The organism is Gordonia hankookensis, assembly GCF_014673215.1.
GTDB lineage: Bacteria > Actinomycetota > Actinomycetes > Mycobacteriales > Mycobacteriaceae > Gordonia > Gordonia hankookensis.
In genome coordinates this window covers 195,148-219,446 of the sequence record NZ_JACWMS010000005.1, presented here as the reverse complement: position 1 = coordinate 219,446, position 24,299 = coordinate 195,148, and the positions used below count along the sequence as shown (strand labels likewise).

The following is a 24,299-nucleotide window of genomic DNA, read 5'->3' as shown; positions in this document are numbered from 1 at the left end:
GATTCAGCGCTCCGAGAGTGAGGTGAGGAAGGTGGTGAAGACGGCAGCGACGTCGGCGGGCCGCTCGAAGGAAGCCATGTGTCCGCAGTTGCCTATGACGTGGGTGTGCGAGGGCCCGAGGAGTGTCTCTACTTCGGGCAGTCGGCCGATGGGCGTCACATCATCCTCGGCGCCCCAGACCAGCAGAGTGGGGACACCCGACGACCGGTGGTCACGGTACAGGTCGTGCCGATCGACGAGAGGGTAGTCGGCGACTGTCGAGCAGAGGGAGTACAGCGATCCGTCGACGCGATAGCACGTACGCACCATCTCGGAGAGTTGCGCCGCCAGGGCCTCCTGCTCGACGTTGTGGCCCAGATGCTGTTCGAGCATGCGATCGCCGACCACTTTGCCCAGCAGCCAACCGAGGCTGCCATACCGCAACAGACCTGCGCCACGGGGTAACCGCCGTTCCATGCCGGCGGGACCGACCAAGCTGACCGAGTCGACCGCAGGGGAGTGGTCACGGACATACGACATCGCGACGAGCGCACCCAACGAGGACCCGACCACATGACGGGGCTGCACGTCCAAGGCAGCGCACAAACCGGCGATCTGCCCGACCAGTAGGGCCTCGTCGTAGGTGGTGGCGACCCGATCGGAATAGCCGCGACCGTAGAGACTGAAGGCGAGGGTCCGATAACCGTGCGCGTGCAGTTGGATCGCGAACCGATCCCAGTAGTACAACGGAACCGTGAGACCGCCGACGAGCAACACCAGTTCCCCTCGGGCGGGGCCACGCAATTCGTAGTGAGTCAATCCCGCACCGGTGGTGACGAATTCACCCCGGACCTCATCGCGCAGAGCATCGTCGAGGGCGGCACCTTCGGCGCGAGTGGTGAAATATCGCATCAGTTGTCCGTATCGTCGGCGAGCAGTGTCCGGGTGGCGAAGTCTCGGATCCGGTCGCTGAGCCAGTCGGGATCCTCATCCGGGATCAGGTGTCCGGTCTGCGAATTCACCGCTTCCCTGGCATCCGGGATGTCTCGAGCGAAGTGTTGCCCGTCGATGTCGGCGCTGCGGAGGACGAGTGTCGGCATGCGAATCCCAGGGAGCTCCGTGGTGCGGTCGACCTGGTCAGTGCACGCGAAATCGATGAATGCCTGCTGATTACCGGGCCGGGTCATCATGGCATGCACCCGCTGGACCATCGCGGCGTCGACAACCTGCGTCGACCCCGGACCGACGATCGACCGCAGATGTCGGGCAACAGCACCGGTCGAGTTCGCGTGGGTCAGCAACGCGCGGCCGATCGGATTGCGCGCCAACCGAAGCGCGAGCGGAAGCGACTTGCCGGGATAGCCGGTCGCGTTGACCAGCACCAGCCCCCTCACACGATCCGGGTGGTCTACAGCGAGGTTCCACGCGATGTTTCCACCCAGTGAGTTCCCGACCACGACGGGTTTCGCCAGACCCAGCGCATCGATGAAACCGGCAACCGTCGCAGTGAGCGCCGAGATCCGGTAGTCCCGATCCGACCGGGGGCCGGTCAGTCCGAAGCCCGGCAGATCCGGACGGATGATGTCGAACGCCTCCGTCAGGTTGTTCGCAGTTCGGTCAAACGACTGCAGCGAGGATCCGCTGCCGTGCAGCAGCAATACCGGGACTCCATGTCCCGCCCGTTTGTAGTGGACATGGAGATCGTCCACCACGGCGAACCGGGAGTCGTCGGCAATGTAGTCGGCGGGCCGCGTCTTCGATATGACCATAACGGTTACATCGTTACCTAAATGAGGCGCGTTGACAAGGGCGCTCCGGTAACGACGTGACCGTAATTGCATTCGGTCATCGGCATGCCGGACACTGGACTCATGGACGTGGCCGACGAGGATGCGCATTCGACACGACGACAGCCCGGCCGGCCGCGACTGCCATTCGAGCGAATCGTCGCGACTGCGCGTGAGATCGTCGACGCCGACGGTGTTTCCGCTCTGACCATGCGGTCACTTGCCGGCCAGTTGAACACCAGTCCGACCGTGCTCTACCGAGCGGTTGCCGGTCGGGCCGAGCTCATCGAACACGTCGTCGACCACACACTGGCCGAGATCCACGTCGATTTCGATGACGGCGCCACGTGGCAGACCGACTGCCTCATCTCGGCACAGGCCATGTTTGCCGTGCTCAGCCGACATCGCGGCGTGGCGCCTTTGCTCATCGAACGAGTACCCATCGGTCCACATGCCCTGCTGATGCGTGAACGAATCCTCGCCAGGCTGCTCGACCATGGGTTCACACCTGCAGAGGCCTCGATGGCCTACGCCACGCTCGCCCGATACGTCATCGGCTTCGCCGCCCAACTCGACGGGCACAGCGGCGCTCGAGAACGTGAGGCGGACCGGCTGACCTCGCTCTACCGAGACCTCGACGGTGCCGCGTTACCTGCGACGGTTGCCGTCGCAGAACATCTCCCACAACAGACACTCGAGAGCGAGTTCGAGTTCGGTCTTCATCTGTTGATCACCGGACTGGCGAACCATCGGCAAGCCGATGGTTCGCCGAGATCAGAACCCCTTGTCACCGAGCCACGTCAGCGCGGCACTGGCGACGTCTTCCCATCCGTCGTCGATCGTGAGTGAGTGTCCGCGACCTTCGAACTCCTGATACTCGGTGACCGATACGCCGCCGGAGTACTTGGCGAACACCTCGCGAGTGACCTTTGCCGGAACGGTGTGATCCTCGGAGCCCGAGGTCAACAGCAGGGGTCCCCGAACCGCATCGTGCGTCTCCACGGCAGCCGGAGATGAACGGTGAAAGTTTGCGGTGGCGTCCTCGAACAGCGGGCGGCCAGGTCCCGGGATCGTCCACTTCTCGAACAGCTCGTCCGACTCCTCCTCGCTGAGGGTGTTCCCGAAGCCGTAGTGGAACTGCTTGGCCGTCAATGACACAGCCTTCTTTCGGTTATTCGGATTCGACAACACCGGGAACGCCGACTTCAGCTGGGAGAAGGGGAGGGCCTTGACACCCTTGATGGGCGCGGGATCGATCGCGACCGCCGCTGCCACGAGGTCGTTGGCGAGCAATTCCTGCGCGATCAGCCCGCCGAAGGAGTGCCCGATTGCGATCGGCTTGACATCCGGTGTTCCGATCAAGTCTGCATAGTGCTCACATATCTGCTGTATGCCAACGTCGTTCATGTCGTCGGGGTTGGCGCGGGTCAGCGCAACCGTCTCGCGGTCGCCCGGCCATCCGGGCGCCGTGGCGGTGTAGCCGTGCCGGCCGACGTAATCGATCCAGGGATCCCAGGCGCTCGCGTGGATCCACAGGCCGTGGATGAACAGAATCGGGTTGCTCTTGTTGACGTCTGCACTCATGAGTTCGGTCCGATCGTCGATGGGTTGGGCGAAGTGGTGAAGAGTCTTGTGATCCGGTCGATCACAGCGTGGTGATCAACCCGCCGTCGATCGTGAAGTCGGCGCCGGTCACGTTCGCCGACCTGTCGCTCGTCAGGTACACGACGAGGTCGGCCACTTCCTGCGGGGTGGTGAAACGCCCCGTCACGGACTCTGCCGCCGCGTGCTGCGCCACGTCGTCGGCCGATCCGCCTGCGGCACGTGCGATCGACTCGGCCACCCCATCCTTGCCGAGCCAGAGCGACGTCGCGACAGGCCCCGGGCTGATCGTGTTCACCCGGATGTTCTGCGCGCCGTACTCTTTCGACAGGGATTTGCAGAGGTTGGTCACCGCGGCCTTGACGGCGCTGTAGTCGATCACGCCGGGATCCGGCAGGAACGCGTTGACCGAACCGACCGTGACCACGGATCCGCCACCGCGCCTGATCATCTGCGGTATCGCAGCCCTGGTGGTTCGCACCGTCGCCATCACACCGAGAGTCCAGGACGCCAGCCACTGTTCGTCTGTGACACTGATGAACCCATCGGGACGGGGTGTCACCGCGCCGGCATTGTTGACGAGGATGTCGACACCACCGAGCTCTTCGGCGCGGTTGATCAGCGCGATCGGGCCCTCTGGCGTCGACAGATCGGCCGCCACATGGGTGACGAGACCTGCGTCCTCCAGTGTCGCCAGTTCGGGTCCCCGGCTTCGTGAACCCGCCACGACGTGAACTCCCTCGTCGGTCAACGCTGTTGTCACCGCCAGCCCGATGCCCTTGCTCGCTCCGGTGACAACTGCGAGCCGTCCAGCAAGACCGAGGTCCATCTCATCTCCGCCGTCGAAGGTGGTTGTTCGGTTGGCCGCCCGAGTGTCGCGGCGACCAGGCATAGAGCGGGCGGTCGGGTGCTCACCCGTCCTGGCGCGACTACGTAGTGCGGACTTTAGCCTGGTTCTGGCCACCAGGAGGACCAACACGAGAGATTGGCTTCACCGGGCCGGAAGCAGCGGCATCTCGCACTCTCGCAGACGATTACGGGGAGTTCGTTGTCGCGAGGCGAAAGACGGATGCGCCCCATCCGCGTCAGATGCGGATGGGGCGCAGACGGCCTGAGGTCAGCAGCTACTGAGCCGGCACCACCGTGCCGTTGACGGTGACCTCGACCTGATCGGTCGATTCGGTCCAGGTGATCTTGCCGTGTTCGAACGTCGACGTCTTGACGCCATCCGCATCGGTTTCGTCGCTGGTGGCGACGCCGAGCGGTCCTTGCGACCCGCCCTTGCCATCGGGCGCAGGCTTGCCCGTCTCATCGCGCGGAACGTTCCACGCGTCACGGATCTTGCCCCACGTGACGTACGCAGGTGTACCGGCGTCAGCGTTCTTGGCGGTGATGACCCCGCCGTCGAACTGCTGGAACACCACACCGTTGTCCCCGGTGCCCGAGGCATCCGCACCGGTCTTCGGAGCACCGAGGTCGGTCTTCTGTTTCTCCGTTGCCGTCTGATATTTCGCGGCGATCGGGCCGGACAGCGTCACCTTGGTGCCGTCGGCAGCTGTCAGTTCGACGGAGCCGTTCGCACCGGAGGCCTCGCCGGACGCCTCAGCGGAGCCCGATGCACCCGACTCCGAACCCATCACCGCCGACGATGCCGCTGACGATGTCGATGAATCACTGTTGCTGTCGTCGCTACAAGCTGCCACACCGAGCGTGGCGATCGAGGCAGCCGCAGCAATGGCGACAACCCGTCGAGTGGTCTGCTTCATGATGTCCCTTTCGGTTTCTCAGAGCACTTACCTGGCGGGTAGACGCACGAGGCGCACCCTGGACGACGGTAACGAGAACAACGTCGGCAAATACAGGGTTTGCCAGAAAGAATTCTGAGGCTCGTGCCAGGCGAGTGCCGAGCGAGAGTGGCGACGAGCAGCCTCCGACACGTGGTCGTCGGCAGCGATTCGTTGAATACCCCTGCCGCACCGACAGGTTCGTAAGACCTGCTAGCCGCCGCCGGACGGTTGGAAGTCGTAGGCGGACTCGGCATGCTGGCCGTCGTCGATTCCGTCGATTTCGTGCTCGCGGTCGGCCCGCAGCCCGATCGTGTACCTGAGGGCCAGCGCGATGACACTCGTGACCGCGGCGGCGTACGCGAGTACGGCGATCACCGCGACGGCCTGCCGCCACAGTTGATCGATACCGCCACCGTAGAAGAGTCCGTCGACGCCGGCCGGTGCCGAATGTGAGGCGACGAGCCCGATCATCAGCATGCCGACCACGCCGCTGACGAAATGCACGCCGACGACGTCGAGCGAGTCGTCGTAGCGCCAGCGGAACTTCAATTCGATGGCGTACGAACTGACCGCACCCGCCGCCGCACCGACTGCCAGTGCGCCCACGGGAGTCACCGCCGAGCAGGAGGGGGTGATCGCGACGAGGCCTGCGATCACTCCCGATGCCGCGCCGAATGATGTCGGACGGCCGTGGCGTACCTGCTCGACGACGAGCCACGCGACCATCGATGCGGCGCCCGCGCCCAGCGTGTTGACCGCGATCATCGCGGCCGAACCGTTCGCCTCCAGCGCAGAACCCGCATTGAAGCCGAACCATCCGAACCACAGGAGACCGGCACCGAGCATGACGAACGGGAGGTTGTGCGGTCGCATCGGATCCTTGGGCCAGCCGCGGCGGCGCCCCAGGAACAGTGCCAGGATCAGCGCCGAGGCGCCTGAATTGATCTCGACCGCCGTTCCACCGGCGAAGTCGATCGCCTTGAGGTGGGAGACGATCCAGCCGCCGCTCTCCTCGGTCAGGCCGGGCGCACTGAACACCCAGTGGGCAATCGGGACGTAGACGACCAACGACCAGACCGCAGCGAAGATCACCCACGAGATGAAACGCATACGGTCAGCCACAGCACCCGCGATCAGCGCGACCGTCACCATCGCGAAGCCGGCCTGGAATGCGACGAAGAGGATCGCCGGGATGGTCCCGACGAGGGGTATACCGGTCGGGTGCGCGGGGTCGTGGCCGTAGGTGTGATGGAGGCCGGGGAAGGAGCCGAAGCCACCGATCAGCCCGGCGTGATCGTCGCCGAACGCGAGGGAGTAGCCCACGACGACCCAGATGATCCACACGATCGGGATCGCCGACAGACACATCATCATCATGTTCAGGACGCTCTTGGATCTGACCATGCCGCCGTAGAACAAGGCGAGGGCAGGGGTCATGAGCAGCACGAGCGCGAACGCCGTGAGCATCCATGCCGTGTTGGCGCTGTCGGGGACACCGTACTTCGGGAACATGGCCGCCTTCCGTCGCATGCGAGCGTCGCGAGTCTATCGGCTCGATGGCGTTGCGCCGCAGTCGGTTAGACCACCCCTAACCCGACAATAGAGACATAACGGACGCAGACGTATTCCAGCCGGACCTTCGGGTTCCGGCTTCGAGCCACAAGTGCGGCCAGAACGTGGCGCTGCCGCCAGACGGAACCGTCAGCCCAAACGTGCGATTCGCAGTCACTCGAACGCCGACACCGAGATCATCTGCCACAGTGAATGGTCACCGCCGGCAGGCACCTCGACCACATCTGGTCCCGCGTTGGCGGCCTCCACGCAGACGAACCCCCGCCAATGGTGCCCGACGTCGGCCATTCCCGACGCGACTTCCTCACCGGGATTCCACACCACGGCGGTCTGCCCGCCCCGCACCGACACCTCGATCGACCGTCGCAGCCCCGGATCGACGAGCCGATAGTGGCCTGCGGCGCCTGGGTATATCCGGTCGCTGCGTGGGTCATCGTGCGGGAGAACCCAATCGCCACGCTGGGTGTGGGATCGCAGGTCATCGAACTTGTCCAGGTAGGTCAGTCCGTCGAGACCTTCGACACGGACACGTCCCACGTCGGACACACGGAAGTAATTGTGGAACGCCTCGGTCATCGCGACTGTCGCGTCACCTGGGTTGTGGGTGTGCAGTCCCTGCTCCAACGTGACACCGACACGGACCGTCATGCGCAGCGTCAGAGGCAGGTGTCCCAGACCCTCGGGTGCCAGTTCGAGTTCTGTACCGCCGGATTCGATCGTGTGTCCGGCGATCAACGACCATCGCGCGGTGCGCGCGTAGCCGTGCGAGGGCACGTCACCGGTCTGCCCTTCACGCGCGAAATACGGCCAACACACCGGCGTTCCGCCGCGAATGGCCGTCGGCGGGGGAGCGACGAGCGGAGACACCCAGAGCACGTCGTCGGCCGTGCCCGCCGGGATGAACGACAGCACCTGACCGCCGAACACCGAGATGGCAGCCGTGGCATGCGGGGTGGCAACGAGGATCGCATCGAGCCCGTGGACCGAGCCGAATCGCACGCCGTCGAGATCATCTGGTGACGTCACGAATCCCAGCATGGCACAGCACTGTGTGCTCAGCGCCTGTGTTCGTGTTCACGCGGCATGGGCACCGCCTAGTGCTGATCGTCGCTTCCGTCGACGTCGGTTCGGTCGTCCTCGGGGTCCCGATGTTCGGGCGTCGTTCCGGAGGCAGGATTGTCGAAGCTCACGTCGATCTCCTGGAATCCCTTGCTGCGCTGGGCCTGCGCTTGCGCCGAGTAGGCTGCCTCGTCTCCGGGCATGAGGACGACGTTGTCGGTGAACGGGGTCAGCAGCGATCTCGGATAGAGCCCGTCGACCCGCACTGCGTTGAACTCGAGGCAGATCACCACCATCACCGCGGCCAGATAGAGGAATGCGAGCAGACCGAGCACGACTGCGAAAACACCGTTGGTCGCACTGGCATTGGCGATGACGCGCTGGACGAAGACACTGCCGAACGTCTGCAACACCTGCCATCCGACAGCTGCGGCCAATGCTCCGGGGAACACGTCCCGGATGCTCACAGGGCGAGCGGTGCCGAACCGGAACCCGACGACGAACACGGCGGTATAGAGGATCAACGACCCGAGCATCGCGAGCACTCGACCGTCGCCTCCGAGGTCGATGGCGGCGGTGACGCCGTTGAGCACCGTCAGACCGATGACGGCCAAACCCACCGTCGACAGCAGCATCGAGCCCTTGATCCGTACCCGGATCGGATTCGGCCGCTCGTTGCGCGGGACGGCCCATACGATGTTCATCGCGTTCTGAATCGCCACGGAGACGCCGAGGGCGCCGTATATCGCGCTCACCACGCCGATGGTCACCGCGGCGGAACTGCCGCTCAATTGTCCTGATTCGCCCAACTGCTCGCCCACGACCGGGATCTGGGAGAGTGCCGAGTCGACGATCCGTTCCTGGAGGTCTGGGTTGTCCTCGAGCACAAAGCCGAGCACCGAGGTGAGGACCAGCAGCAGTGGAAACAGCGAGATGAATCCGTAATAGGTGATGAGCGCGGCAAGATAGCCGCCCTGGTCGTCGAAGAACTTGTAGGCGACGGCCAACGGAAAACCGGACTTCGGGTACCTGCGCTGGAAATTGTCGATGCGGTCTGACAGCGACACCCGCGCCACCTTTCCGTCGAACCCAACGCGATCACCGCCGCAGCCGTCTGGCAGGCGCCGGGCAATCGGGGCCGTGGCGGCGCCGAGTCTACGGGGTTTGCCTCGCTGAACGCGCAGTACACGCCGGTGGCCCGCCGCAGACGCCCGTTGGGGCAATCTCGCCCGGGACCCGTGTCACCCTGGTGACACGGGTGCGGTCCAGACGCCCACCAGCAAGTCGACGAGGCCGAGGGCGAGCTGGTCCCAGGTGGTTCGGGCTGTGGGGGTTCCGGCGGCCCGTGCGCGTTCGAAGTCCGCGCACATCCCGACAGTGAGGAAGAAGGCACACTCCGCGCGCTCGGCACGCAGCTGTGGCGGCAGAAACGGCAACGTCTCCACCAGTCCCTGATAGGTGAGCAGGTTGGTCGGCGACGACACCAGCGATTCGTCGAGCAGGATGCTGCGCAGCTCGGGGTCAGCAATGAGTTGGGCACAGAATCTGGCGAAATAGGATGTCGCCCCGAGCTCGTCGAACCCACCGGTGAAGGGGAGCACCTGGCATTCGATCCACTGGCGGATACCTGCGTGGCGATCCATTCGATCGACCATCGCCTCGCGCTCGACCTCGATGCGCAGGTTGAACCTCTCGACCAAGGCGCGAACCAGATCGAGTCGGCTGTCGAAGTAATAGCCGACCACCGCCGGATTGCCCTGGCCGGCCGCGTCGGCTATCTGTCGGTTCGACACCGCGTAAATTCCACGCTCGGCAAACAGCCGTTCCGCTGTGTCCAGGAGCAGTTCCGTCGTTGCCCGGGCTTTGCGACCGCGCGTCGTGGTCTGCCCTTCGGCGTCGTTTCCGCCGACCTCGACCGTGTCCGTCATCTACCCAGCGTCCCATGTGAACGGGAACCGACGAGGCCCGGCGGCCAGGACACGGCGCGTCGGCCCCGGCAACCGCTATCCCTCGGGAGGATGTAGGCGCCCGCAGCGACCCGCCGAACAGGTTTTCGACAGCGACACTCCGGGAAATGTCGCGCGGGAAATCAGCCACAACCACACCCGGACAGCCCCGACTACCGTTGTCACATGACTGAACCGCATGAATGGTCGGCGGAGTTCACGGCCAGAGCCGCGCGCCGGACGGCCGAGCCCGAGCCCGACTGGACGCATGTATCGCGATTGCACCCCGCGGTGGTGCGGAGCGTACAGAAGTTTCAGGTCGGAGAGAGCGGCGACGGCGCTCACCTGATCGCCAACGCCGCGACCGTGGGCGATCGAGATTACGAAACCGCCATCCGACTGTTTGTCGCCGAGGAACAAAACCACGCACGAATGCTCGCCGGGATACTTCGGTCCGCCGGAGCCCAGACGAAGGGGGCGCATTGGTCCGATACCGTCTTCGTTCACCTTCGCCGACTCATGGGCTTGAAGCTCGAGCTGATGGTCCTGGCCATCGCCGAGATCGTCGCACTGCGGTACTACCGTGCACTGGCCGACGGGGGAGGTGATGACCTGCTGACAGATGTGTCCGAGCGGATCCTCGACGACGAGCGGCACCACGTCCCGTTCCAGTGCCGTCGGCTCAACCTGGCCTTCGACGGAATCCGGGCACCGGCCAGGATTTTTGTCAAGAACGCATGGCGCACACTCGCACTGGGCGTCGTGGTGGTGGTCGCAGTGGACCACGGTCCCGCACTCCGCGCGTGCGGGGTCACCCGCCGAAGCTTCGTGGTGGACACGATGCAGTTGTTCGACGACGCCGCCGCGACGGTCTTCGACGGAGTCCTGATGCGGGTCTAGGGCCACGGCGAATCCGATGCCTTCGGTCATTCACGCGTGATGACGAACGATTCGGGTAGTCGATTACTCATGACGTCGGTGGTCGAGCAGTTCAGCCTTGAGTTCCGTCGTGCACCGGCACGACACCGACGAGAGGCAGCATCATGACGAAGCATCAGGTCGTCGCAGGCGACACGTTGTCGGCGATCGCCCGGCACTTCTACGGCGATGGACGACTGTTCCGCGTGATCAGCTCGATCAACAAGATCACGAATCCGGATCAGATCTCGGTCGGACAGACGTTGGAGATCCCGTATGTCACCTTCCGCCACCAGGTCTCCGCCGCGGACACCAAACGCATTCTCGCGCAGCGGTTCTACCACGACGAGACATTGAGCGAGGTCTTCGAGATCCCCAACGGGGCTGCGCAGCGTGATCTGATCCTCGGCGAGTGGCTGGTGATCCCGGACCTCGCCGACGTCGGGCACCACACAGTTGTCCTGGGGGAGCGATGGGAAACCCTGGCCGAACGATGGTACGGCGACGCTCAGCTGTGGACGATGCTCGCCATCGCCAATCACCAGCTCAACGGGGAACCCCAGCACGGCCAGGTCGTCATCCGGCCCCGCCTGAATCGTCGCCGCACCGTCGCCGGCGGGGACACTCTGTGGCGGATCGTCGAACACAATTATGGTGAAGGGGGAGACGAGCGAACACGCACCCTGATCGAGATGGTGGCAGCCACCAATTTCCTCGCCAACGCAGATCTCATCAATGTTGGTCAGCGCCTGTGGCTTCCGTCCTTCGACTAGTCGCGCGCGGTGCCCATGCCCGTGGCCTCGTGTCTCAGTCCGGATCGGCGTAGCGGGCGTCTCGACGCTCCATGCCGGCAGCGACCGCCTCGAGTTGGTTGGGCGAACCCATGAGTCCGACCTGCAGCTCGCTCTCGAGCATCAGTGCGGCTGCCGTGTCCGCACCGCTCCATGTCTCGTCGTAGAGTCGTTTGGCCGCGCGTATCGCATGCGGCGATTTGCGGGCGATCTCGTGAGCCAGCTCGAGTGCCGCCGCACGGGGGTCGTCGACGACGCGGGTGGCGAGCCCCAACGTGCGGGCCTCGGTGCCCGAGATGATGCGGCCGGTGAAGGTGAGCTCCTTGGCGACATCGGCAGCAACCAGACGGGGGAGCGTCTGCGTGATGCCCATGTCCGGCACCAGCCCCCACTTGACCTCCATGATCGACAGCCGTGCATCTGGCGTCACATAGCGGATATCTGCGCCGAGGGCGATCTGCAATCCGCCCCCGAAGCAGTTGCCGGTGATCGCAGCGATGACGGGCGCGGGTACTCGCGCCCAGTCGGTCGAGACGCGCTGTGCATGGTTGGCCAGATGACCGGCCTCCCGGGTCAGCAATGACGCTGATCCGCCGCCCTGGCCGAGCGCCGAGATATCCAACCCAGAGCAGAAGCTCTTACCCGCACCGTGGAGTACGACGGCACGGACTCGACGATCAACTGCGAGACTTTCGGTCGTCTCCAGAATCGCATCGAACATCGCGGGATCCAGCGCGTTGTGTTTCTCGCCACGATCCAAGGTCACTGTTGCGACGCCGTCATCGCTGACGTCGACGCGAACCCGATGTTCGCCCATCGCCGATTCTCCTCATGTTGATCCCGTCAAGCCCTGTCGCAAGTGTCACGTCGCGTGCTCGGCCATTCTATGGTTCGCGGCAGTCGAGGCGTCTGCACATGCGTGATCAGGCATGACAGGACCGCGACAACATTCTCGCCGTTCCGTCGGCTGCGGCCCGGTTCTGCCTGGTCATCAGGTTTCCCCGACCACGACAGGGCATGACAGCCGGGCGTCAGCGCGTGGCAGCACCACGACAGAACCGGTCCCTAGCGTTGGCATCAATTCCGCTACCCCGCCCCGGGAAGGAGATCCCGATGACCACCACAACACACACCGCGCCGTCGACGCCGTCGCGCACCTATACCTCACTCGCCGCAGCGTGGATTCCGCTCGCCGCCCTCTGCCTGGCCTTCTTCGTCGAGATGGTCGACAACACCCTGTTGTCGATTGCGTTGCCGACCATCGGGCGCGACCTGGGCGGTAGCACCACGGCATTGCAGTGGGTGACCGGTGCATACTCACTGACTTTCGGTGGCCTGCTACTGACTGCAGGGTCGATCGCCGACCGATTCGGACGTCGGCGGGTGCTACTGGCCGGGCTCGCCGCATTCGGAATTCTGAGCCTGCTCGTCGTGGCCGTGTCCACCACGGGCGAGCTCATTGCGCTGCGCGCCGCACTCGGTATCGCCGCCGCCGCGATGGCCCCGATCACGAACTCACTGGTGTTCCGCCTCTTCGATGACGAGAAGCTACGGATGCGTGCGATGACGGTGATGATCGTCGTGGGCATGGCAGGCTTCGTCCTCGGTCCGCTGCTCGGAGGCACCGCGCTGGCACACGTGCGGTGGGAGTGGCTTCTGGTCGTGAACGCCCCAATCGCACTGATCGCCGCGGTCGGCGTTCGATTGGGTGTGGCCGCCGACCGACCCGACGGCCTCACCAAGGATGCGCTCGACCTTCCCGGTGCGCTCCTCAGCATCACCACGATCGGACTCGCGTGCTGGTCGATGACCAGCGGCGTCGAGCATGGCTGGCTGTCTCCGCTCACCATCGGCTCCATCGTCGGCGCCGCCATCGCCGGCGCGGTCTTCGTGTGGCACGAGTTGCGGACCGCATCGCCGATGCTGGACGTGCGACTGTTCCGCAACGGCACGGTCCGCGGTGCCACCATCGCTCAGGCGGGCACTGCGATCGCGATGGCCGCCACCATGTTCGGACTCATCTTGCACTTCCAGTACGCCTACGGCTGGAGCCCGGTCAAGGCCGGCCTGGCGAACCTGCCGATCATCATCACGATGCTCGTCGCGTCCCCGCTCTCGGAGTGGCTCGCCGCACGTTTCGGTCATCGCATCGCCTGCCTGATCGGCGCCCTCTGCCTTGCCGGCTCGATGGGCGGTCTCGCCTGGGGCGTCGAACACGGCTATGCCGCCATCGCGGCCTCGATGGTCGTGATGACCATCGGCCTGCGCACCGTGATGACCATCTGCGCCGTTGCGCTGGTCAACGCGATGCCGGCCAACCGCACGTCGATCGGCACTGCCCTCAACGACACAGCGCAGGAAGTCGGTACCAGTCTGGGCACCGCCATCGTCGGCACGCTCATCGCTGCGCTGGTGACCACCCAGCTACCCGCAGGCATCTGGAGCAGTGATCTTGTCGAGTCCTTCTTCCACGGCGAACGGATCACCTACGCCATCTTGGCCATCGTCGTGGGACTGGTCACCGCGGTTGGCGCTCTCACGCTGACCAATTCGCGTGCCACCGAAGAATGACGCTCCCACGAGGACACCACATCGAGAGCCTCAGGGCACGAGATCAGCGCCCTGCCCGCAGGATGCGGCTCGCGCGCAATGCATGCGGCGGGTCGGTTCCGAATTCCGCTGACCCGTCGAGATAGCTGTCGATCAGCTCGGCGGCGGAATGGTCCTCGATGTCGGTGAAGCCACGGGCACGCAGGTCGGCGGCGATGTCGGCGGGAGTGAAGTAGCTGAACCAGGGCTCGCCTGCCGCGGCCACGCGATTGGCACGGTCCTGCAACTGCGCTCGATCCTCGTCGGTGTCGGCCGGCACCAGGTAGTCGAAGATGACTTCGGTCGGCGGGGTCTGACCGGAGATGTAATCGAGCGTGGTGCGCACCGCATCTGAGGTCAGATAGAACACGACGCCGAGCCACACGAACTCGGCCGGGGCGGACCTGCTGAATCCGCCGGACTCCAATTCTGTTGACAGTAGATCGGTTTCGAAGTCAACCGGGACGAAGGTCAGGGTCTCGGGAACCCCGATTCCGGCCGCGACGAGGCGATCACGTTTCCACACCTGGGTTGCCGGATGGTCGACCTCGAAGATGCGCACGCCCGGATGTGGGTTGCGATACGCGAACGTGTCCAGACCCGCGCCCAGGATCACGACCTGCCGCACACCCGCCGCGACGGCTGCGCCCACGCGGTCTTCGGCAAATCGAGCACGAGCGGCAAAGAACAGGCGACGAGGTCGAAAGGTGGCGCCGCTGCCCGGACGATCCTCGGTGGGCTCAGCAAGATCGGACAGTTCGTCGGCGGTCACACCGACGAGGCGCGCCGCGAGTGGATCGGTGAGGATCGGTGGCCGGTCCGCGATCTGGTGGTAGGCGCGAGCATAGGCGGTCGCGAGCGCCGTCCGGCTGGGCTGCACGTGATCCATGATCACGAAACTACTCCTCGGGCCCCTGCCGACCTCAGCTCGGCGACGACGAGATCTTCTGCAGGAACTCGACAGCGACCCGGTAGCGCGGCTCGCCGCAGTTGGGGCATTCGGCCCCGCTGCCGGGGATGTTGAGCCAGTACCCGGTGGCCCCGGCGATCTTCGCGGCGTTGTAGACCTCGACCATGTCGTCGGCGGTGACCTGCCGGCCGTTCGGATTCGTACTCACCCCGACCAGCACCGGTGCGCTGCCGGGATTGGCGGTATGCGCGGCCGCCACGGCAGCCGTGACGAAGGAGGTCGCATACTCGGTCGCCTCCGTGCGCTGCGCCTGGATCTCGAAACCGTCGGCGATCGCGGCGCCGGGGGTGACCAACCGGTCGATGAATGCCTGGTACAGCGCATCCCCGGACAACCCGGGTGCGAGCACGTTCATCAAACTGATGGCGGGCGCGAAGATCACGCTCTTGCCGTATCGGTGGGCCACATCCTCGGCACGACGCAACGCGCCGATCGGGTCGCGCTGCTCCGGTATCGGCGTCAACGACCATGCCTCCAGGTCCAGCAGCAACCAGTGCATGGAATCGGGTACCTGCCCAGTGCTCAGCGCCGTCGCCAGGTCGGTCGCGCTGCGAAAGTTGAGGGTCGGAGTCGCGTCGTTCAGATCGCTGTGGGCGTCGACATTCCGCACCAGCATCAGCGTCGACGGACTGTCCAGATTGTCGAGCTCCGACTTGGGCAGCCCGGCATCGACCAGTCCGGGTACCGATCCCGAAACCAGGATCCAACGCGGGGAGGGGACCGACGGCGGCGACGGGGTGGCGTCCGCGCACGCCCAGACCGCGTTCACCACAAGAGCCAGCACGAGCGCAGCCACCAGCAGATGTCGTCTTCGTGCCACCGCAGACTCCCAACAATGCCCGGCGAATCCCTGACCCGATGGTCATGACGCCCACATCGATAGTGCCAGTGACCTTACCGGTGATGCGCACGATTGGCAGCGATTTCGCCGTTCCCCATCCGTGCAACGTTTCTCGTTCCCGTCCAGAAGCTGAACGATGTTGTCCACCAAGTCGGTTCGTGGATCGCAGTTCGTACCTCCCGCCGCCGACATGGTCGGTTCGCGATGTGGGGATCCACTTCGACATCCGGCTCTACCGGCCCGCGACGTCGAGGAGTCCGCGCCGTCGTCGACGGGCTACGCGCCAATTCCGTTGCAGCAAGGTACGACTGACCACTTCGTGACCGGTTCCCCTGCGGGTTGACGTAGACGGTGCCGCCCACCGAGCGCGGCCATGGTTCTCACGCGCCCACCGTCGGTGGTTCCTCGCCTGGGTCAGTGTCCCGTTGCTCTTCTGCGCGGCGTTGCTCACGGGCCGCTTGGCGTTGCTGTTCGGCTCGATCGCGTAGTCGTTGCAGGAACTCGCGATCGGCGTCGGGGTCTTCGGGGATGTAGCGTCCGGGCCGGTCGTATTCGGGAAACTCGCCGGCCGCACCGGGACGGTCACGACGGGGGAGGTCGTCAGCAGTCGGTCGGCCGAACGCCAGCCAGAGAAGCGCGCCGATCAGGGGCACGATCACAACCAGCAATGCCCATGCCGGTTTCGGCATACCGCGCACCATCACGCTGTCAGTGCTCAGAATGTCGACCAGCGCGATCACCAGAATGACCAGGTAGATCAGTCCGAGATAGGGCATCCGCCCTCACCTCCCGAACGCGATGTCATGACGGCGGTCCAACCGGACCTCCCGCCCCGACCTTCCTGCACCTGAGCCGTCATTCGCCCGCCAGGGCTTTCGACACAGTTCACGCACACCGTTCCTCCGTCGAGGCTTCTGCGCGTACACGCCGTCAGCCACCATCATCGTCTCCACCGAGATCGCCCGCGCGCTCCAGCGCGTTACCGAGCGTTGCCGGCACGTTCAGATGTGGTGTCGCATGGCCGCGGAGACCATTGCGCCTCGGCTATCAGTGAGTCGGCGCCCAGTCGGCGGGATACGCCCGATAGGTGCCGAACGGCAGTCGGGCGTCGTACACCATTTTTCCGGAGGGTGTGAACTCGGAGATGTGTGGCGCCATGCCCCAGCCCACGAGTGTGTTCCCGTTCGGGATCGGCTGCGCGTCTCCCATCGCGAAAGCCACCAGGTTGTCGGGGTGGGTCTGGTTGCGTACCAGGGTGGCTCGGTGGGTCGCGTGGTCGAGGCGGATCCATTGCACACTCGACAGGCCGTCGGTCTCGAAACCGCTCGAGTTGTTGTTGAACAGCCGAATCGTGTTCGAGCTTGCGAATTCGGCGTCGTGCTGGAATGCGAACTGCACACCGCGCCCCAATGTGAAGGTCGAGTGCTTGCCGCCGAGGCGCCACTTGATCGCGCCGGTCCGGATGTCGACGTCGTAGACCGTGGACGTGTCCCGCATCGAGATCACCAGGTCCCCGTCGGGATCGAGGGCGATCGAGTTGATGTGGAAGGGGTCGTAGGCGTCGCTGCCGGGAAGTTTGTCGGTGGCGGTGGCGTCGGTCAGCGGTACATGCCGGGCAGCGCTCCAGCGCATGAGCACGCGTTTGGTGGCCACATCGACGACCGAGGCGACGGCGTCGTACATCGTGCCGTTCTTCGGGCCACCGATCGCGGTGAGATCGGCGTCGACCTTGTGGTAAGAGGTGACCAGTGCCCGGCCATCAGGGGTGAGCCGGAACTCGTGCACATCGGTGGGAGCGCCGCCGGCATCGAGCTTTTCGATGACTCGGCCGTGCTCGTCGGCGATGTAGTCGGCGCCGGAGCCGTGCCCGCCGACGGTTTCGCCCTGCCACCAGGTCAACACCCGTTTGCCGTGGTAGGTCTGGGTGCGGAAGTTGGAGACGTCCTGACCGGCCGGCGGGTCGTAGCGCCAGACCTCACGCCCGGCCTTGTCGACGACGATGTTGGCCGATGTGGCAGCCGGAATACCCGAGACCGCCTTGCTGACACCGGGCACGAGCGCCGCCGCGCTGATGCCGCTGCTGTAGTAGACGTAGCCGGGTGTGGCGCCCGCGTTCACGTCAACGGTGTACTTCAGCGCTCCGATCGGCAGGGTGGGCAGCGGTGCTGCCGTGGCGCTTCCGGTGAGCGGGGCTGCGCCGATACCGATCGACAGCGCCATCGTGGCGGCTGCGGTGCGACGGAGTCGTCGGGAGATCCGGGCCATGGTCGTTCCTCACTGGTTGATGCGTATGCGTTGCACAACCGCCTCCCTGAGAGGACAGGCACTGGTCGTCGCACCATGACAGTGATACCACCCGCGCCTGAGAGCCCAGTCGTGACATTTGACTGCCGGAGTCGCTCGGCCGAACACGGGGGGACTTTCGGCCCTATGGGGTGGTTACGGTTCGTGCGTATTGTGAAGATCGCCGAACGGATGGTCCGCCTCCCCCCGGGTGGGCCATCCCGAGGCCGCACCGCCTTCGTTGATCTCTTCGCGCATGCGAAGGATCCGGGGGCGGCGCCTACCCCACGAGTGCCGACACGGACTTCACTGTCTCCTTTGCCAATGGCAGGGCGCTTCGGTCAGCCATGTCGCGAATGCCCGAGTACGGCGTACACCGCAGACGAAACCTGCTCGGCCACAGCCATGTCGGATGATGTGTTGAGCTTGCCGTCCATATGCAGGAAGGCCAACCCGTGGACGAGTGACCAGACCGCGATCGCCATCGGCTCGGCCGGCGCATCGGGCAACGCCGATGTCACGATCGAGCCGAGGTAGTCGTGGATTGCCGCCACAGCGGCAACCCGATCGGGGCTGGTGGTGTCGCACCCTTCGGCGAACATCACCCGGAACAGTCCCGGCCGACGCAACGCGAAGTCCACATAGGCAACCGCAACCTTCGCCAGGTCCGCAGGCGTGGTGGGCGCCGGGCTGACCTCGACCAAGTCCTGCGCGAGTTCGCCGTAGCCCACCGCTGCAACAGCCGACAACAAGGCGTTGCGGTCGGGGAAGTGGCGGTAGGGTGCCGCGCTGGACACCCCGGCGCGACGTGCGGCGGCTCTCAGCGACAACGCCGGTGCACCATTCTCCTCGAGTTCCTCGACGGCAGCCTGGACCAGTGCACTCGGCAGATCACCGTGGTGGTAACGGGTTTCGGATGTCATGGCGTGGTGACCCCTGGCGTCGGTTCGGCAGGAATCAGCAGGACCTTGCCCACCGAAGCGGGGGAGTCCAGCATCGCCTGACCGCGTTCGGCGTCGGCAAGGGGCAGGATTGCCGAGATGACCGGGCGAATCAGCCCCTGTTCGACGAGCGGCCATTCGTCGCTCGCGACGGCGGCGACGATCTCGGCCTTGGAGCCCGGACCGACGAGCGGACGGTTCCGCACGTTCAGTCCGATCACGCGTGCTCGTTTGCCGATGAGCGCCGCGACATTGACCTCACCGGTGAACCCGCCCTGCATGCCGATGACCACCAGCCTGCCGCCCACCGCGAGCACATCGACATTGCGGGACAAGTGACTACCACCCATGATGTCCAGGACCACATCGATCTGTCCGGCGAGTTCGGTCGCAAAGTCCTGCTCCCGATAATTGATGACGATGTCGGCGCCCAGATCCCCGCAGCGTTGCCCCTTCTCCTCGGAGCCGACGGTCACGACGACCTTCGCGCCGAGCGCCTTGCCGACCTGGATGGCATGAGTCCCGATACCGCTGCCGCCGCCGTGGACGAGCAATGTCTCGCCTGCTCGGAGTCCGGCGTCCATCACGATGGTGGACCAGACCGTGCTCGCCACCTCTGGCAGTGCCGCCGCCTCGACCAGGGACACACCGGCAGGGATCGGGAGCAGCTGATCCACCGGGACAACGACGTACATGGCATAACCGCCGCCGGCGATCAACGCGCACACAGGTTTCCCTGGTTCGACACCGTCGACGCCGTCGCCGAGCCCGACGATCGTGCCCGACACCTCCATACCCATCACATCGGTGATACCGGGCGGCGGTGGATACAAGCCCTGTCGCTGCATCAGGTCCGCACGGTTGACACCCGCCGCCGCGACCTCGACGAGCACCTCACCGGAGGCCGGGACCGGCGTGGGCACTTCGTCGAGGAGAAGGTTCTTGTCGTCGTCGACGACGATCGCGGTCATGGTCGCGGGTATGGCAGGTGCGTTCATGCGAACTCCTTCCGTGCGTCTGATCATCCGCTGCCGAGCCGGAACCGAAACCGGCATGAACCGTTTCGACAACTAGTGTAAGCATTGCTCACATCACGGTAGGGAAGGATGTAAGCAACGTCAACACCAGGATTCACGGAAGGCTGATGCAGTCACTCGCACAAGTGTGCGAACATGGTCGGCGTGACGTCGCGCAAAACCCCCGGATTGACTCCCGACGACCTCGAATCCCTGTCCGCGGGACTCGCCGCCGGCAAGCGGGTCACCGTCTACCTCCGCGATCCGATGCCATCGCTGAACCTCGACGCCGGAACGTCGGCACGGGTGGTGTCCATCGACGGCTCCACGCTGACGGTGAGCCCGAAGGGTGTCGACGATCAATTGCCCTTCGAGGCCGACGAACTGCAGAAGACCCGTGTGACACCGACAACCGCCACACCGACGCGCCGACCACCGGGCAAGGCGGCGCCGGCTCCGTCACGTCCGGCGGGTTCATCGAGAACCGTTGCCACGGAACCGAAGTCGGAATCCGAGGCCATCCCCGAAGCCAAATCCGCGACAACGATTCCAGCGCAGCCGAGACCCGCCCCGGCCAAGGCGCCGCGACGGCCAAAGGCGTCGACCGCAGCCGTCAGTGTCACCATCACCTCCACAGGCGAAAGCGCGTGGACGGTATCGATTTCCCACGGGGCCAAGAAGCAGGGGAGACCGACCGAAGTGACCGCAGATCGGGTGGCGCGAGCGATGCACGAGCTCGGAGACGACGCCGCGATCACGGCGGTCGACGGGGTGATCGAGTCGGCTCGTGCGGCGGCCAAGAAGCGAATCGACGAACTCAGCCACGAACTGGAAACAGCGCGAGCTGCATTGGCTCATCTCGAGGGCCAGGAACGGGGGAACTGACCGCCACGTCGATCACCATCGCCCGTCGCGGCCGCCGAACCGACCATCGGGAGTCGCACCACACCGCATCTCGCCTGGCACCATGGGTAAACGTCCATCCACCGCGTAGGGGAATCAATGAAACGACTGTTGTCGGTACTCGGATCGGTCACCGCGATCGCCTGCGTGGTCGCGGCACCCGCACATGCTGCAGGCCCGCCAGACGCTGTCAAGATCGCCAATGGGGCGGTCGCCGTCGCACGAGGCTCCACGTTGCTTCACACCAACACGTTCGGTCGATATGGGTGTGAAGACTTCGTGGACGCCGCGTACGGCCGAACGACCGCCAACGGGATACCGCACGACGGTGCTATGGCGTTCTATCACCGCCTCGCCGCGCGCGGGGAGGGACACAGCCGGCTTCCCGCTCCGCTGGGGGCGCTGGTGTTCTCACAAGGTGAGGACGGCGATCATGTCGACATCTCCATGGGTAACGGCCAGTACATGAGCGGTGGTGTACAGGGCTTCGGGCCTGGCTGGGGCGACGGCACCAACAACCAGATCCTGCCGTCGGCGAACCTGGGTCATTGGCACCTCGTGGGATGGGCGTTCGCACCGTGGAGCGCGACAGGGTTCTGATCCTGCCGCCCGCACGGGAGTCAGCTCGGTCTACAGTCGCAACGCCCGCAGGGTCACCTGTGCCATCTGGCGCTCACCGAGAGCGTTGGGATGCACGGGGACCGTCTGGACGTCGGTGATCAGTGGCTCGATCCAGCGCACACCCTGCGGTTTGCAGCTGTCATGGCCGACCGAGGCGGTGGCGGCGTCCACATAGGTGATCCCGGTCAGCAAGGCGGCCCGACGGATGGCGTCGTTGAGAGTCGCCTGGATACCGTGCATGTACGGAATGTCACCGGGTGCGATGGGGAATCCGGCGCACTGCTGCACCGTGTTGGGCAGGATCCATGGATAGGCAACAACGGCCGTTCGGGCCAGGGGAGCCCGAGCACGGACTGCGGAGAAGGCACGGAACAGCTTGGGGAATGTCTGCCGACGGACCTCGGAGGCGATGGAATCGCCGTACATGGCACGACACGGTGATCCTTGTCCGGCCGTAGTAGCTGCGGCGGCAACACATTTGGCAACAGTGGAGCCGAACACATCGCCATCGTTGCCGCCGATCATGAAAGTGACCAACCGTGTTCGCAGGCTCAGCGCATCGAGTTGCGGGCGGAGACCGGGATACTGGGACCCGAAGAAGTCGGTTGTCTTGGCTCCGCCGCAACTCACGTCGGTCAGTCGCGCACCCGTCTGGCCGGCGACGAGATGCGCGTAGTTGATGCTCGACTGCGCGCACTGCGGGAGTGTGCCCGGCGCAGTAGGCAGGACACCGGACCCGGCCGAGTAGCTGTCGCCGAGATTCACATAGTCAAGCGTCGGTCCGGGCACCCGCGGTGCCGCCGACACCGACCCCGCCGGTATCGATAGCGCGATGGCCGCGGCAGTGAGGATCGAGGCCCCGAAAGTCAGTGCAGATGCTCGCAAGTTCACGCATCAAGATGTAACACAGATCACATTGCCCGGGAGCGATTCTGAACTCCGATTCGTTGCCGGTAGGTCCCGATCCGGCGATTTGCGGAGATTTGGCGATCTCCGCAGACGGAATCAGCACCGAAAGTGTCGTCATGTAGCGGAGTTCCGGCGACGCGGGTCGGCCGAATCGTTCGGGGCTCGCCGGGCCGGACGTGTCACCGTGCCGGACGTGTCACCGGCAACACGCACCCGTCACCGTGACCGTCAGATCGGCGGTGTTGCCGATGCCGCCTGCCCGCGATCTCTGCCATGTCGTGGGAGAAACATCGCAGGAATGAGGATGACAGCAGTGAGGGCGAACGCCACCCAGAACGCGAATCCGAACGCTTCGGACAGCAGTGGGCTGACCTTCGACATCACCTCGGGTGGTGCCGAACTGATCTGATCGGTACCACCGCCGGTCGCCGGGATCCCGTGGCTGGTGAGTTCATGGGTGAAACGCTGCGTGAGCGCGGTCACCAGCAGCGCGCTGCCGAGCGAGGCACCGACCTGCTGGATGGCCGACAACGTCGGGGCGGCCCGTGACACCGACTCCACGGAAAGGTTGGAGTACGCGCCCGCGATTGTCGGCATCATCACCGCGCCCAGCCCCATGCCACGTACGAACAGAGCCACGCTCAACCACACGTATGACGTGTCGGCATGGACATGGGTGAACGGAATCGTGCCGATCAGCGCGATGATCACGCCGACCGGGACGACCCAGCCGGCACCGATACGGTCGGTCAGGCGCCCGCCGACCACCATCGCGACGATCGCGCCCAATCCTTGCGGCGCGAGCAGCAGGCCGGCCGCCAGCGCCCCTTCGCCGCGAGCGGTCTGGTAGTACAGCGGCAGAAGCAGCATGCCGCCGAACAGTCCGATGGCGACCAGGAAGATCGCGATCGTCCCGCTCGCGAAGAGTCGATCCTTGAGGAGCCGGACGTCGATGATCGACGCCGCTCCCTTGGACAAGCTGTGCCAGGTGTAGAGACCGAGACCCACCACGCCGGCGATGAGCCACCCCAGCACGCTCCAATCACCGAAACCACCCTGAGTGCTGGCGCGCGACAACCCGTACAGGAGGCACACAAGACTGCCCGAGAGCACCGCCAGACCGAGATAGTCCAGACGCTCGACATCGTCGAGCGTGTCCCCGGAGGGCAGCTTCCATACGGCCAGTGCGACGGCGAGGATGCCGACGGGCACATTCACCAGGAAGATCCAGTGCCAACTGGCGTATTCGACGAGCGCACCGCCGATGACCGGGCCGAAGACCGGACCGAGCAGCATCGGCACGCCGATGATGCTCATCGCACGACCCAGGCGTTCGGGGCCGGCGGCCTTCGTGATGATCGCCTGTCCGCCGGGTAGCAGCATGCCGCCACCGAGCCCCTGGATGATACGAAAGATGATGAGGCTCTCGATGTTCCAGGCGCACGCACAGAGCGCGGAGCCGGCCGTGAACATCGTGACGGCCGTGATCCAGGTGGCTTTCGGGCCGAAGCGGTCCATTGCCCAACCGGTGATCGGGATGACCAGGGCCACCGCGAGGAGGTATCCCGTGACCACCCATTGAGTAGTCGACAAGGACGCACCGAGGTCCGTGCTCAAAGAGTCCAGCGCGACGTTCACGATCGTGGTGTCGAGGACCACCATGATCATGCCGGACACGATGACCAGTCCGGTCACGATGACACTGCGGTCGAGCTTCTCCGGCTGCGCGGCACCGGTGTTACTGGCCATGACAGCTCCTTCGGTAGGTCAGTCCCCCCGACTGGA

General features: G+C 65.1%; 24 protein-coding genes. 6 read left to right on the top strand and 18 right to left on the bottom strand.

Annotated features, from left to right (window positions below; all coding sequences use genetic code 11):
* Positions 1–3: 3 nt before the first annotated feature.
* Both IDF66_RS21530 and IDF66_RS21525 read right to left on the bottom strand, forming a co-directional pair.
* Entirely contained in the window at positions 4–891 is an 888-nt protein-coding gene (locus IDF66_RS21530; protein ID WP_190268548.1) for an alpha/beta fold hydrolase, read from the bottom strand.
* On the bottom strand, positions 891–1,748 hold the full coding sequence (locus IDF66_RS21525) for an alpha/beta fold hydrolase (RefSeq protein ID WP_190268547.1): 858 nt from the start codon (positions 1,746–1,748) through the stop codon (positions 891–893). The genes IDF66_RS21530 and IDF66_RS21525 overlap by 1 nt, the downstream gene beginning before the upstream one ends.
* A gap of 84 nt (positions 1,749–1,832) precedes the next feature.
* Here IDF66_RS21525 and IDF66_RS21520 point away from each other — a divergent pair, with 84 nt between their 5' ends.
* Complete coding sequence (locus IDF66_RS21520) at positions 1,833–2,615, top strand: TetR/AcrR family transcriptional regulator (RefSeq protein ID WP_223309956.1); 783 nt, start codon at positions 1,833–1,835, stop codon at positions 2,613–2,615.
* Here IDF66_RS21520 and IDF66_RS21515 read toward each other — a convergent pair.
* The 7 genes from IDF66_RS21515 to IDF66_RS21485 all read right to left on the bottom strand — a co-directional run bounded on the left by IDF66_RS21515 (position 2,541) and on the right by IDF66_RS21485 (position 9,714).
* The gene (locus IDF66_RS21515; RefSeq protein ID WP_190268546.1) at positions 2,541–3,350 is read right to left on the bottom strand and encodes an alpha/beta hydrolase; all 810 of its coding nucleotides are present in this window, start codon (positions 3,348–3,350) and stop codon (positions 2,541–2,543) included. The genes IDF66_RS21520 and IDF66_RS21515 overlap by 75 nt on opposite strands.
* A gap of 61 nt (positions 3,351–3,411) precedes the next feature.
* The gene (locus IDF66_RS21510; protein WP_190268545.1) at positions 3,412–4,197 is read right to left on the bottom strand and encodes an SDR family NAD(P)-dependent oxidoreductase; all 786 of its coding nucleotides are present in this window, start codon (positions 4,195–4,197) and stop codon (positions 3,412–3,414) included.
* A 295-nt stretch (positions 4,198–4,492) separates the two neighbouring features.
* Positions 4,493–5,134, bottom strand: a complete 642-nt coding sequence (locus IDF66_RS21505; RefSeq protein WP_164309761.1) for an LGFP repeat-containing protein — start codon at positions 5,132–5,134, stop codon at positions 4,493–4,495.
* A 231-nt stretch (positions 5,135–5,365) separates the two neighbouring features.
* Positions 5,366–6,667 carry an ammonium transporter gene (locus IDF66_RS21500; RefSeq protein WP_190268676.1) on the bottom strand — a complete coding sequence of 434 codons (1,302 nt, stop codon included), beginning with the start codon at positions 6,665–6,667 and terminating at the stop codon, positions 5,366–5,368.
* A gap of 213 nt (positions 6,668–6,880) precedes the next feature.
* Positions 6,881–7,753: a D-hexose-6-phosphate mutarotase gene (locus IDF66_RS21495; protein WP_317628800.1), complete on the bottom strand. Its 873-nt coding sequence runs from the start codon at positions 7,751–7,753 to the stop codon at positions 6,881–6,883.
* 68 nt (positions 7,754–7,821) lie between these two features.
* Positions 7,822–8,853, bottom strand: coding sequence for a YihY/virulence factor BrkB family protein (locus IDF66_RS21490; protein WP_190268543.1), 1,032 nt, complete (start codon positions 8,851–8,853; stop codon positions 7,822–7,824).
* 174 nt (positions 8,854–9,027) lie between these two features.
* Positions 9,028–9,714 (bottom strand): TetR/AcrR family transcriptional regulator, encoded by a 687-nt coding sequence (locus tag IDF66_RS21485; protein WP_164309770.1) that lies wholly within the window; start codon positions 9,712–9,714, stop codon positions 9,028–9,030.
* A gap of 204 nt (positions 9,715–9,918) precedes the next feature.
* On the opposite strand from IDF66_RS21485, the gene IDF66_RS21480 reads away from it, so the two are divergent.
* Together IDF66_RS21480 and IDF66_RS21475 are read left to right on the top strand one after the other, a co-directional pair.
* Positions 9,919–10,632 (top strand): ferritin-like domain-containing protein, encoded by a 714-nt coding sequence (locus tag IDF66_RS21480; RefSeq protein WP_190268542.1) that lies wholly within the window; start codon positions 9,919–9,921, stop codon positions 10,630–10,632.
* A 143-nt stretch (positions 10,633–10,775) separates the two neighbouring features.
* Positions 10,776–11,423 (top strand): LysM peptidoglycan-binding domain-containing protein, encoded by a 648-nt coding sequence (locus tag IDF66_RS21475; RefSeq protein WP_190268541.1) that lies wholly within the window; start codon positions 10,776–10,778, stop codon positions 11,421–11,423.
* A gap of 34 nt (positions 11,424–11,457) precedes the next feature.
* On the opposite strand, the gene IDF66_RS21470 is transcribed toward IDF66_RS21475, so the two are convergent.
* Complete coding sequence (locus IDF66_RS21470; protein ID WP_190268540.1) at positions 11,458–12,258, bottom strand: crotonase/enoyl-CoA hydratase family protein; 801 nt, start codon at positions 12,256–12,258, stop codon at positions 11,458–11,460.
* Positions 12,259–12,554: 296 nt separating this feature from the next.
* On the opposite strand from IDF66_RS21470, the gene IDF66_RS21465 reads away from it, so the two are divergent.
* The gene (locus tag IDF66_RS21465) at positions 12,555–14,012 is read left to right on the top strand and encodes an MFS transporter (protein ID WP_190268539.1); all 1,458 of its coding nucleotides are present in this window, start codon (positions 12,555–12,557) and stop codon (positions 14,010–14,012) included.
* Between the two features lie 43 nt (positions 14,013–14,055).
* Here IDF66_RS21465 and IDF66_RS21460 read toward each other — a convergent pair whose 3' ends face one another.
* The 6 genes from IDF66_RS21460 to IDF66_RS21435 all read right to left on the bottom strand — a co-directional run bounded on the left by IDF66_RS21460 (position 14,056) and on the right by IDF66_RS21435 (position 20,036).
* Positions 14,056–14,919: a class I SAM-dependent methyltransferase gene (locus IDF66_RS21460; RefSeq protein ID WP_190268538.1), complete on the bottom strand. Its 864-nt coding sequence runs from the start codon at positions 14,917–14,919 to the stop codon at positions 14,056–14,058.
* 34 nt (positions 14,920–14,953) lie between these two features.
* Positions 14,954–15,820 carry a hypothetical protein gene (locus IDF66_RS21455; protein WP_190268537.1) on the bottom strand — a complete coding sequence of 289 codons (867 nt, stop codon included), beginning with the start codon at positions 15,818–15,820 and terminating at the stop codon, positions 14,954–14,956.
* Between the two features lie 401 nt (positions 15,821–16,221).
* Positions 16,222–16,617 carry a PLD nuclease N-terminal domain-containing protein gene (locus tag IDF66_RS21450; RefSeq protein WP_190268536.1) on the bottom strand — a complete coding sequence of 132 codons (396 nt, stop codon included), beginning with the start codon at positions 16,615–16,617 and terminating at the stop codon, positions 16,222–16,224.
* A gap of 271 nt (positions 16,618–16,888) precedes the next feature.
* Entirely contained in the window at positions 16,889–18,106 is a 1,218-nt protein-coding gene (locus tag IDF66_RS21445) for an arylsulfotransferase family protein (protein WP_223309955.1), read from the bottom strand.
* A gap of 359 nt (positions 18,107–18,465) precedes the next feature.
* Entirely contained in the window at positions 18,466–19,047 is a 582-nt protein-coding gene (locus tag IDF66_RS21440; protein ID WP_190268535.1) for a TetR/AcrR family transcriptional regulator, read from the bottom strand.
* Entirely contained in the window at positions 19,044–20,036 is a 993-nt protein-coding gene (locus IDF66_RS21435) for an NAD(P)H-quinone oxidoreductase (RefSeq protein ID WP_190268674.1), read from the bottom strand. The genes IDF66_RS21440 and IDF66_RS21435 overlap by 4 nt, the downstream gene beginning before the upstream one ends.
* Before the next feature lie 201 nt (positions 20,037–20,237).
* On the opposite strand from IDF66_RS21435, the gene IDF66_RS21430 reads away from it, so the two are divergent.
* Complete coding sequence (locus IDF66_RS21430) at positions 20,238–20,966, top strand: DUF6319 family protein (protein ID WP_190268534.1); 729 nt, start codon at positions 20,238–20,240, stop codon at positions 20,964–20,966.
* A gap of 117 nt (positions 20,967–21,083) precedes the next feature.
* The gene (locus IDF66_RS21425) at positions 21,084–21,584 is read left to right on the top strand and encodes a C40 family peptidase (protein ID WP_190268533.1); all 501 of its coding nucleotides are present in this window, start codon (positions 21,084–21,086) and stop codon (positions 21,582–21,584) included.
* Positions 21,585–21,614: 30 nt separating this feature from the next.
* Here IDF66_RS21425 and IDF66_RS21420 read toward each other — a convergent pair whose 3' ends face one another.
* Positions 21,615–22,496 (bottom strand): SGNH/GDSL hydrolase family protein, encoded by an 882-nt coding sequence (locus tag IDF66_RS21420; RefSeq protein WP_317628799.1) that lies wholly within the window; start codon positions 22,494–22,496, stop codon positions 21,615–21,617.
* A gap of 246 nt (positions 22,497–22,742) precedes the next feature.
* Positions 22,743–24,263: an MDR family MFS transporter gene (locus IDF66_RS21415; RefSeq protein WP_190268532.1), complete on the bottom strand. Its 1,521-nt coding sequence runs from the start codon at positions 24,261–24,263 to the stop codon at positions 22,743–22,745.
* Between the last annotated feature and the right edge of the window lie 36 nt (positions 24,264–24,299).

Excerpts from the sequence above, each read along its gene's own strand:
- IDF66_RS21530 (WP_190268548.1), bottom strand. The coding sequence starts at position 891 with ATGCGATATTTCACCACTCGCGCCGAAGGTGCCGCCCTCGACGATGCT.
- IDF66_RS21525 (WP_190268547.1), bottom strand. The coding sequence starts at position 1,748 with ATGGTCATATCGAAGACGCGGCCCGCCGACTACATTGCCGACGACTCC.
- IDF66_RS21520 (WP_223309956.1), top strand. The coding sequence starts at position 1,833 with ATGCCGGACACTGGACTCATGGACGTGGCCGACGAGGATGCGCATTCG.
- IDF66_RS21515 (WP_190268546.1), bottom strand. The coding sequence starts at position 3,350 with ATGAGTGCAGACGTCAACAAGAGCAACCCGATTCTGTTCATCCACGGC.
- IDF66_RS21510 (WP_190268545.1), bottom strand. The coding sequence starts at position 4,197 with ATGGACCTCGGTCTTGCTGGACGGCTCGCAGTTGTCACCGGAGCGAGC.
- IDF66_RS21505 (WP_164309761.1), bottom strand. The coding sequence starts at position 5,134 with ATGAAGCAGACCACTCGACGGGTTGTCGCCATTGCTGCGGCTGCCTCG.
- IDF66_RS21500 (WP_190268676.1), bottom strand. The coding sequence starts at position 6,667 with ATGTTCCCGAAGTACGGTGTCCCCGACAGCGCCAACACGGCATGGATG.
- IDF66_RS21485 (WP_164309770.1), bottom strand. The coding sequence starts at position 9,714 with ATGACGGACACGGTCGAGGTCGGCGGAAACGACGCCGAAGGGCAGACC.
- IDF66_RS21480 (WP_190268542.1), top strand. The coding sequence starts at position 9,919 with ATGACTGAACCGCATGAATGGTCGGCGGAGTTCACGGCCAGAGCCGCG.
- IDF66_RS21475 (WP_190268541.1), top strand. The coding sequence starts at position 10,776 with ATGACGAAGCATCAGGTCGTCGCAGGCGACACGTTGTCGGCGATCGCC.
- IDF66_RS21470 (WP_190268540.1), bottom strand. The coding sequence starts at position 12,258 with ATGGGCGAACATCGGGTTCGCGTCGACGTCAGCGATGACGGCGTCGCA.
- IDF66_RS21465 (WP_190268539.1), top strand. The coding sequence starts at position 12,555 with ATGACCACCACAACACACACCGCGCCGTCGACGCCGTCGCGCACCTAT.
- IDF66_RS21460 (WP_190268538.1), bottom strand. The coding sequence starts at position 14,919 with ATGGATCACGTGCAGCCCAGCCGGACGGCGCTCGCGACCGCCTATGCT.
- IDF66_RS21450 (WP_190268536.1), bottom strand. The coding sequence starts at position 16,617 with ATGCCCTATCTCGGACTGATCTACCTGGTCATTCTGGTGATCGCGCTG.
- IDF66_RS21445 (WP_223309955.1), bottom strand. The coding sequence starts at position 18,106 with ATGGCCCGGATCTCCCGACGACTCCGTCGCACCGCAGCCGCCACGATG.
- IDF66_RS21440 (WP_190268535.1), bottom strand. The coding sequence starts at position 19,047 with ATGACATCCGAAACCCGTTACCACCACGGTGATCTGCCGAGTGCACTG.
- IDF66_RS21435 (WP_190268674.1), bottom strand. The coding sequence starts at position 20,036 with ATGACCGCGATCGTCGTCGACGACGACAAGAACCTTCTCCTCGACGAA.
- IDF66_RS21430 (WP_190268534.1), top strand. The coding sequence starts at position 20,238 with ATGGTCGGCGTGACGTCGCGCAAAACCCCCGGATTGACTCCCGACGAC.
- IDF66_RS21425 (WP_190268533.1), top strand. The coding sequence starts at position 21,084 with ATGAAACGACTGTTGTCGGTACTCGGATCGGTCACCGCGATCGCCTGC.
- IDF66_RS21415 (WP_190268532.1), bottom strand. The coding sequence starts at position 24,263 with ATGGCCAGTAACACCGGTGCCGCGCAGCCGGAGAAGCTCGACCGCAGT.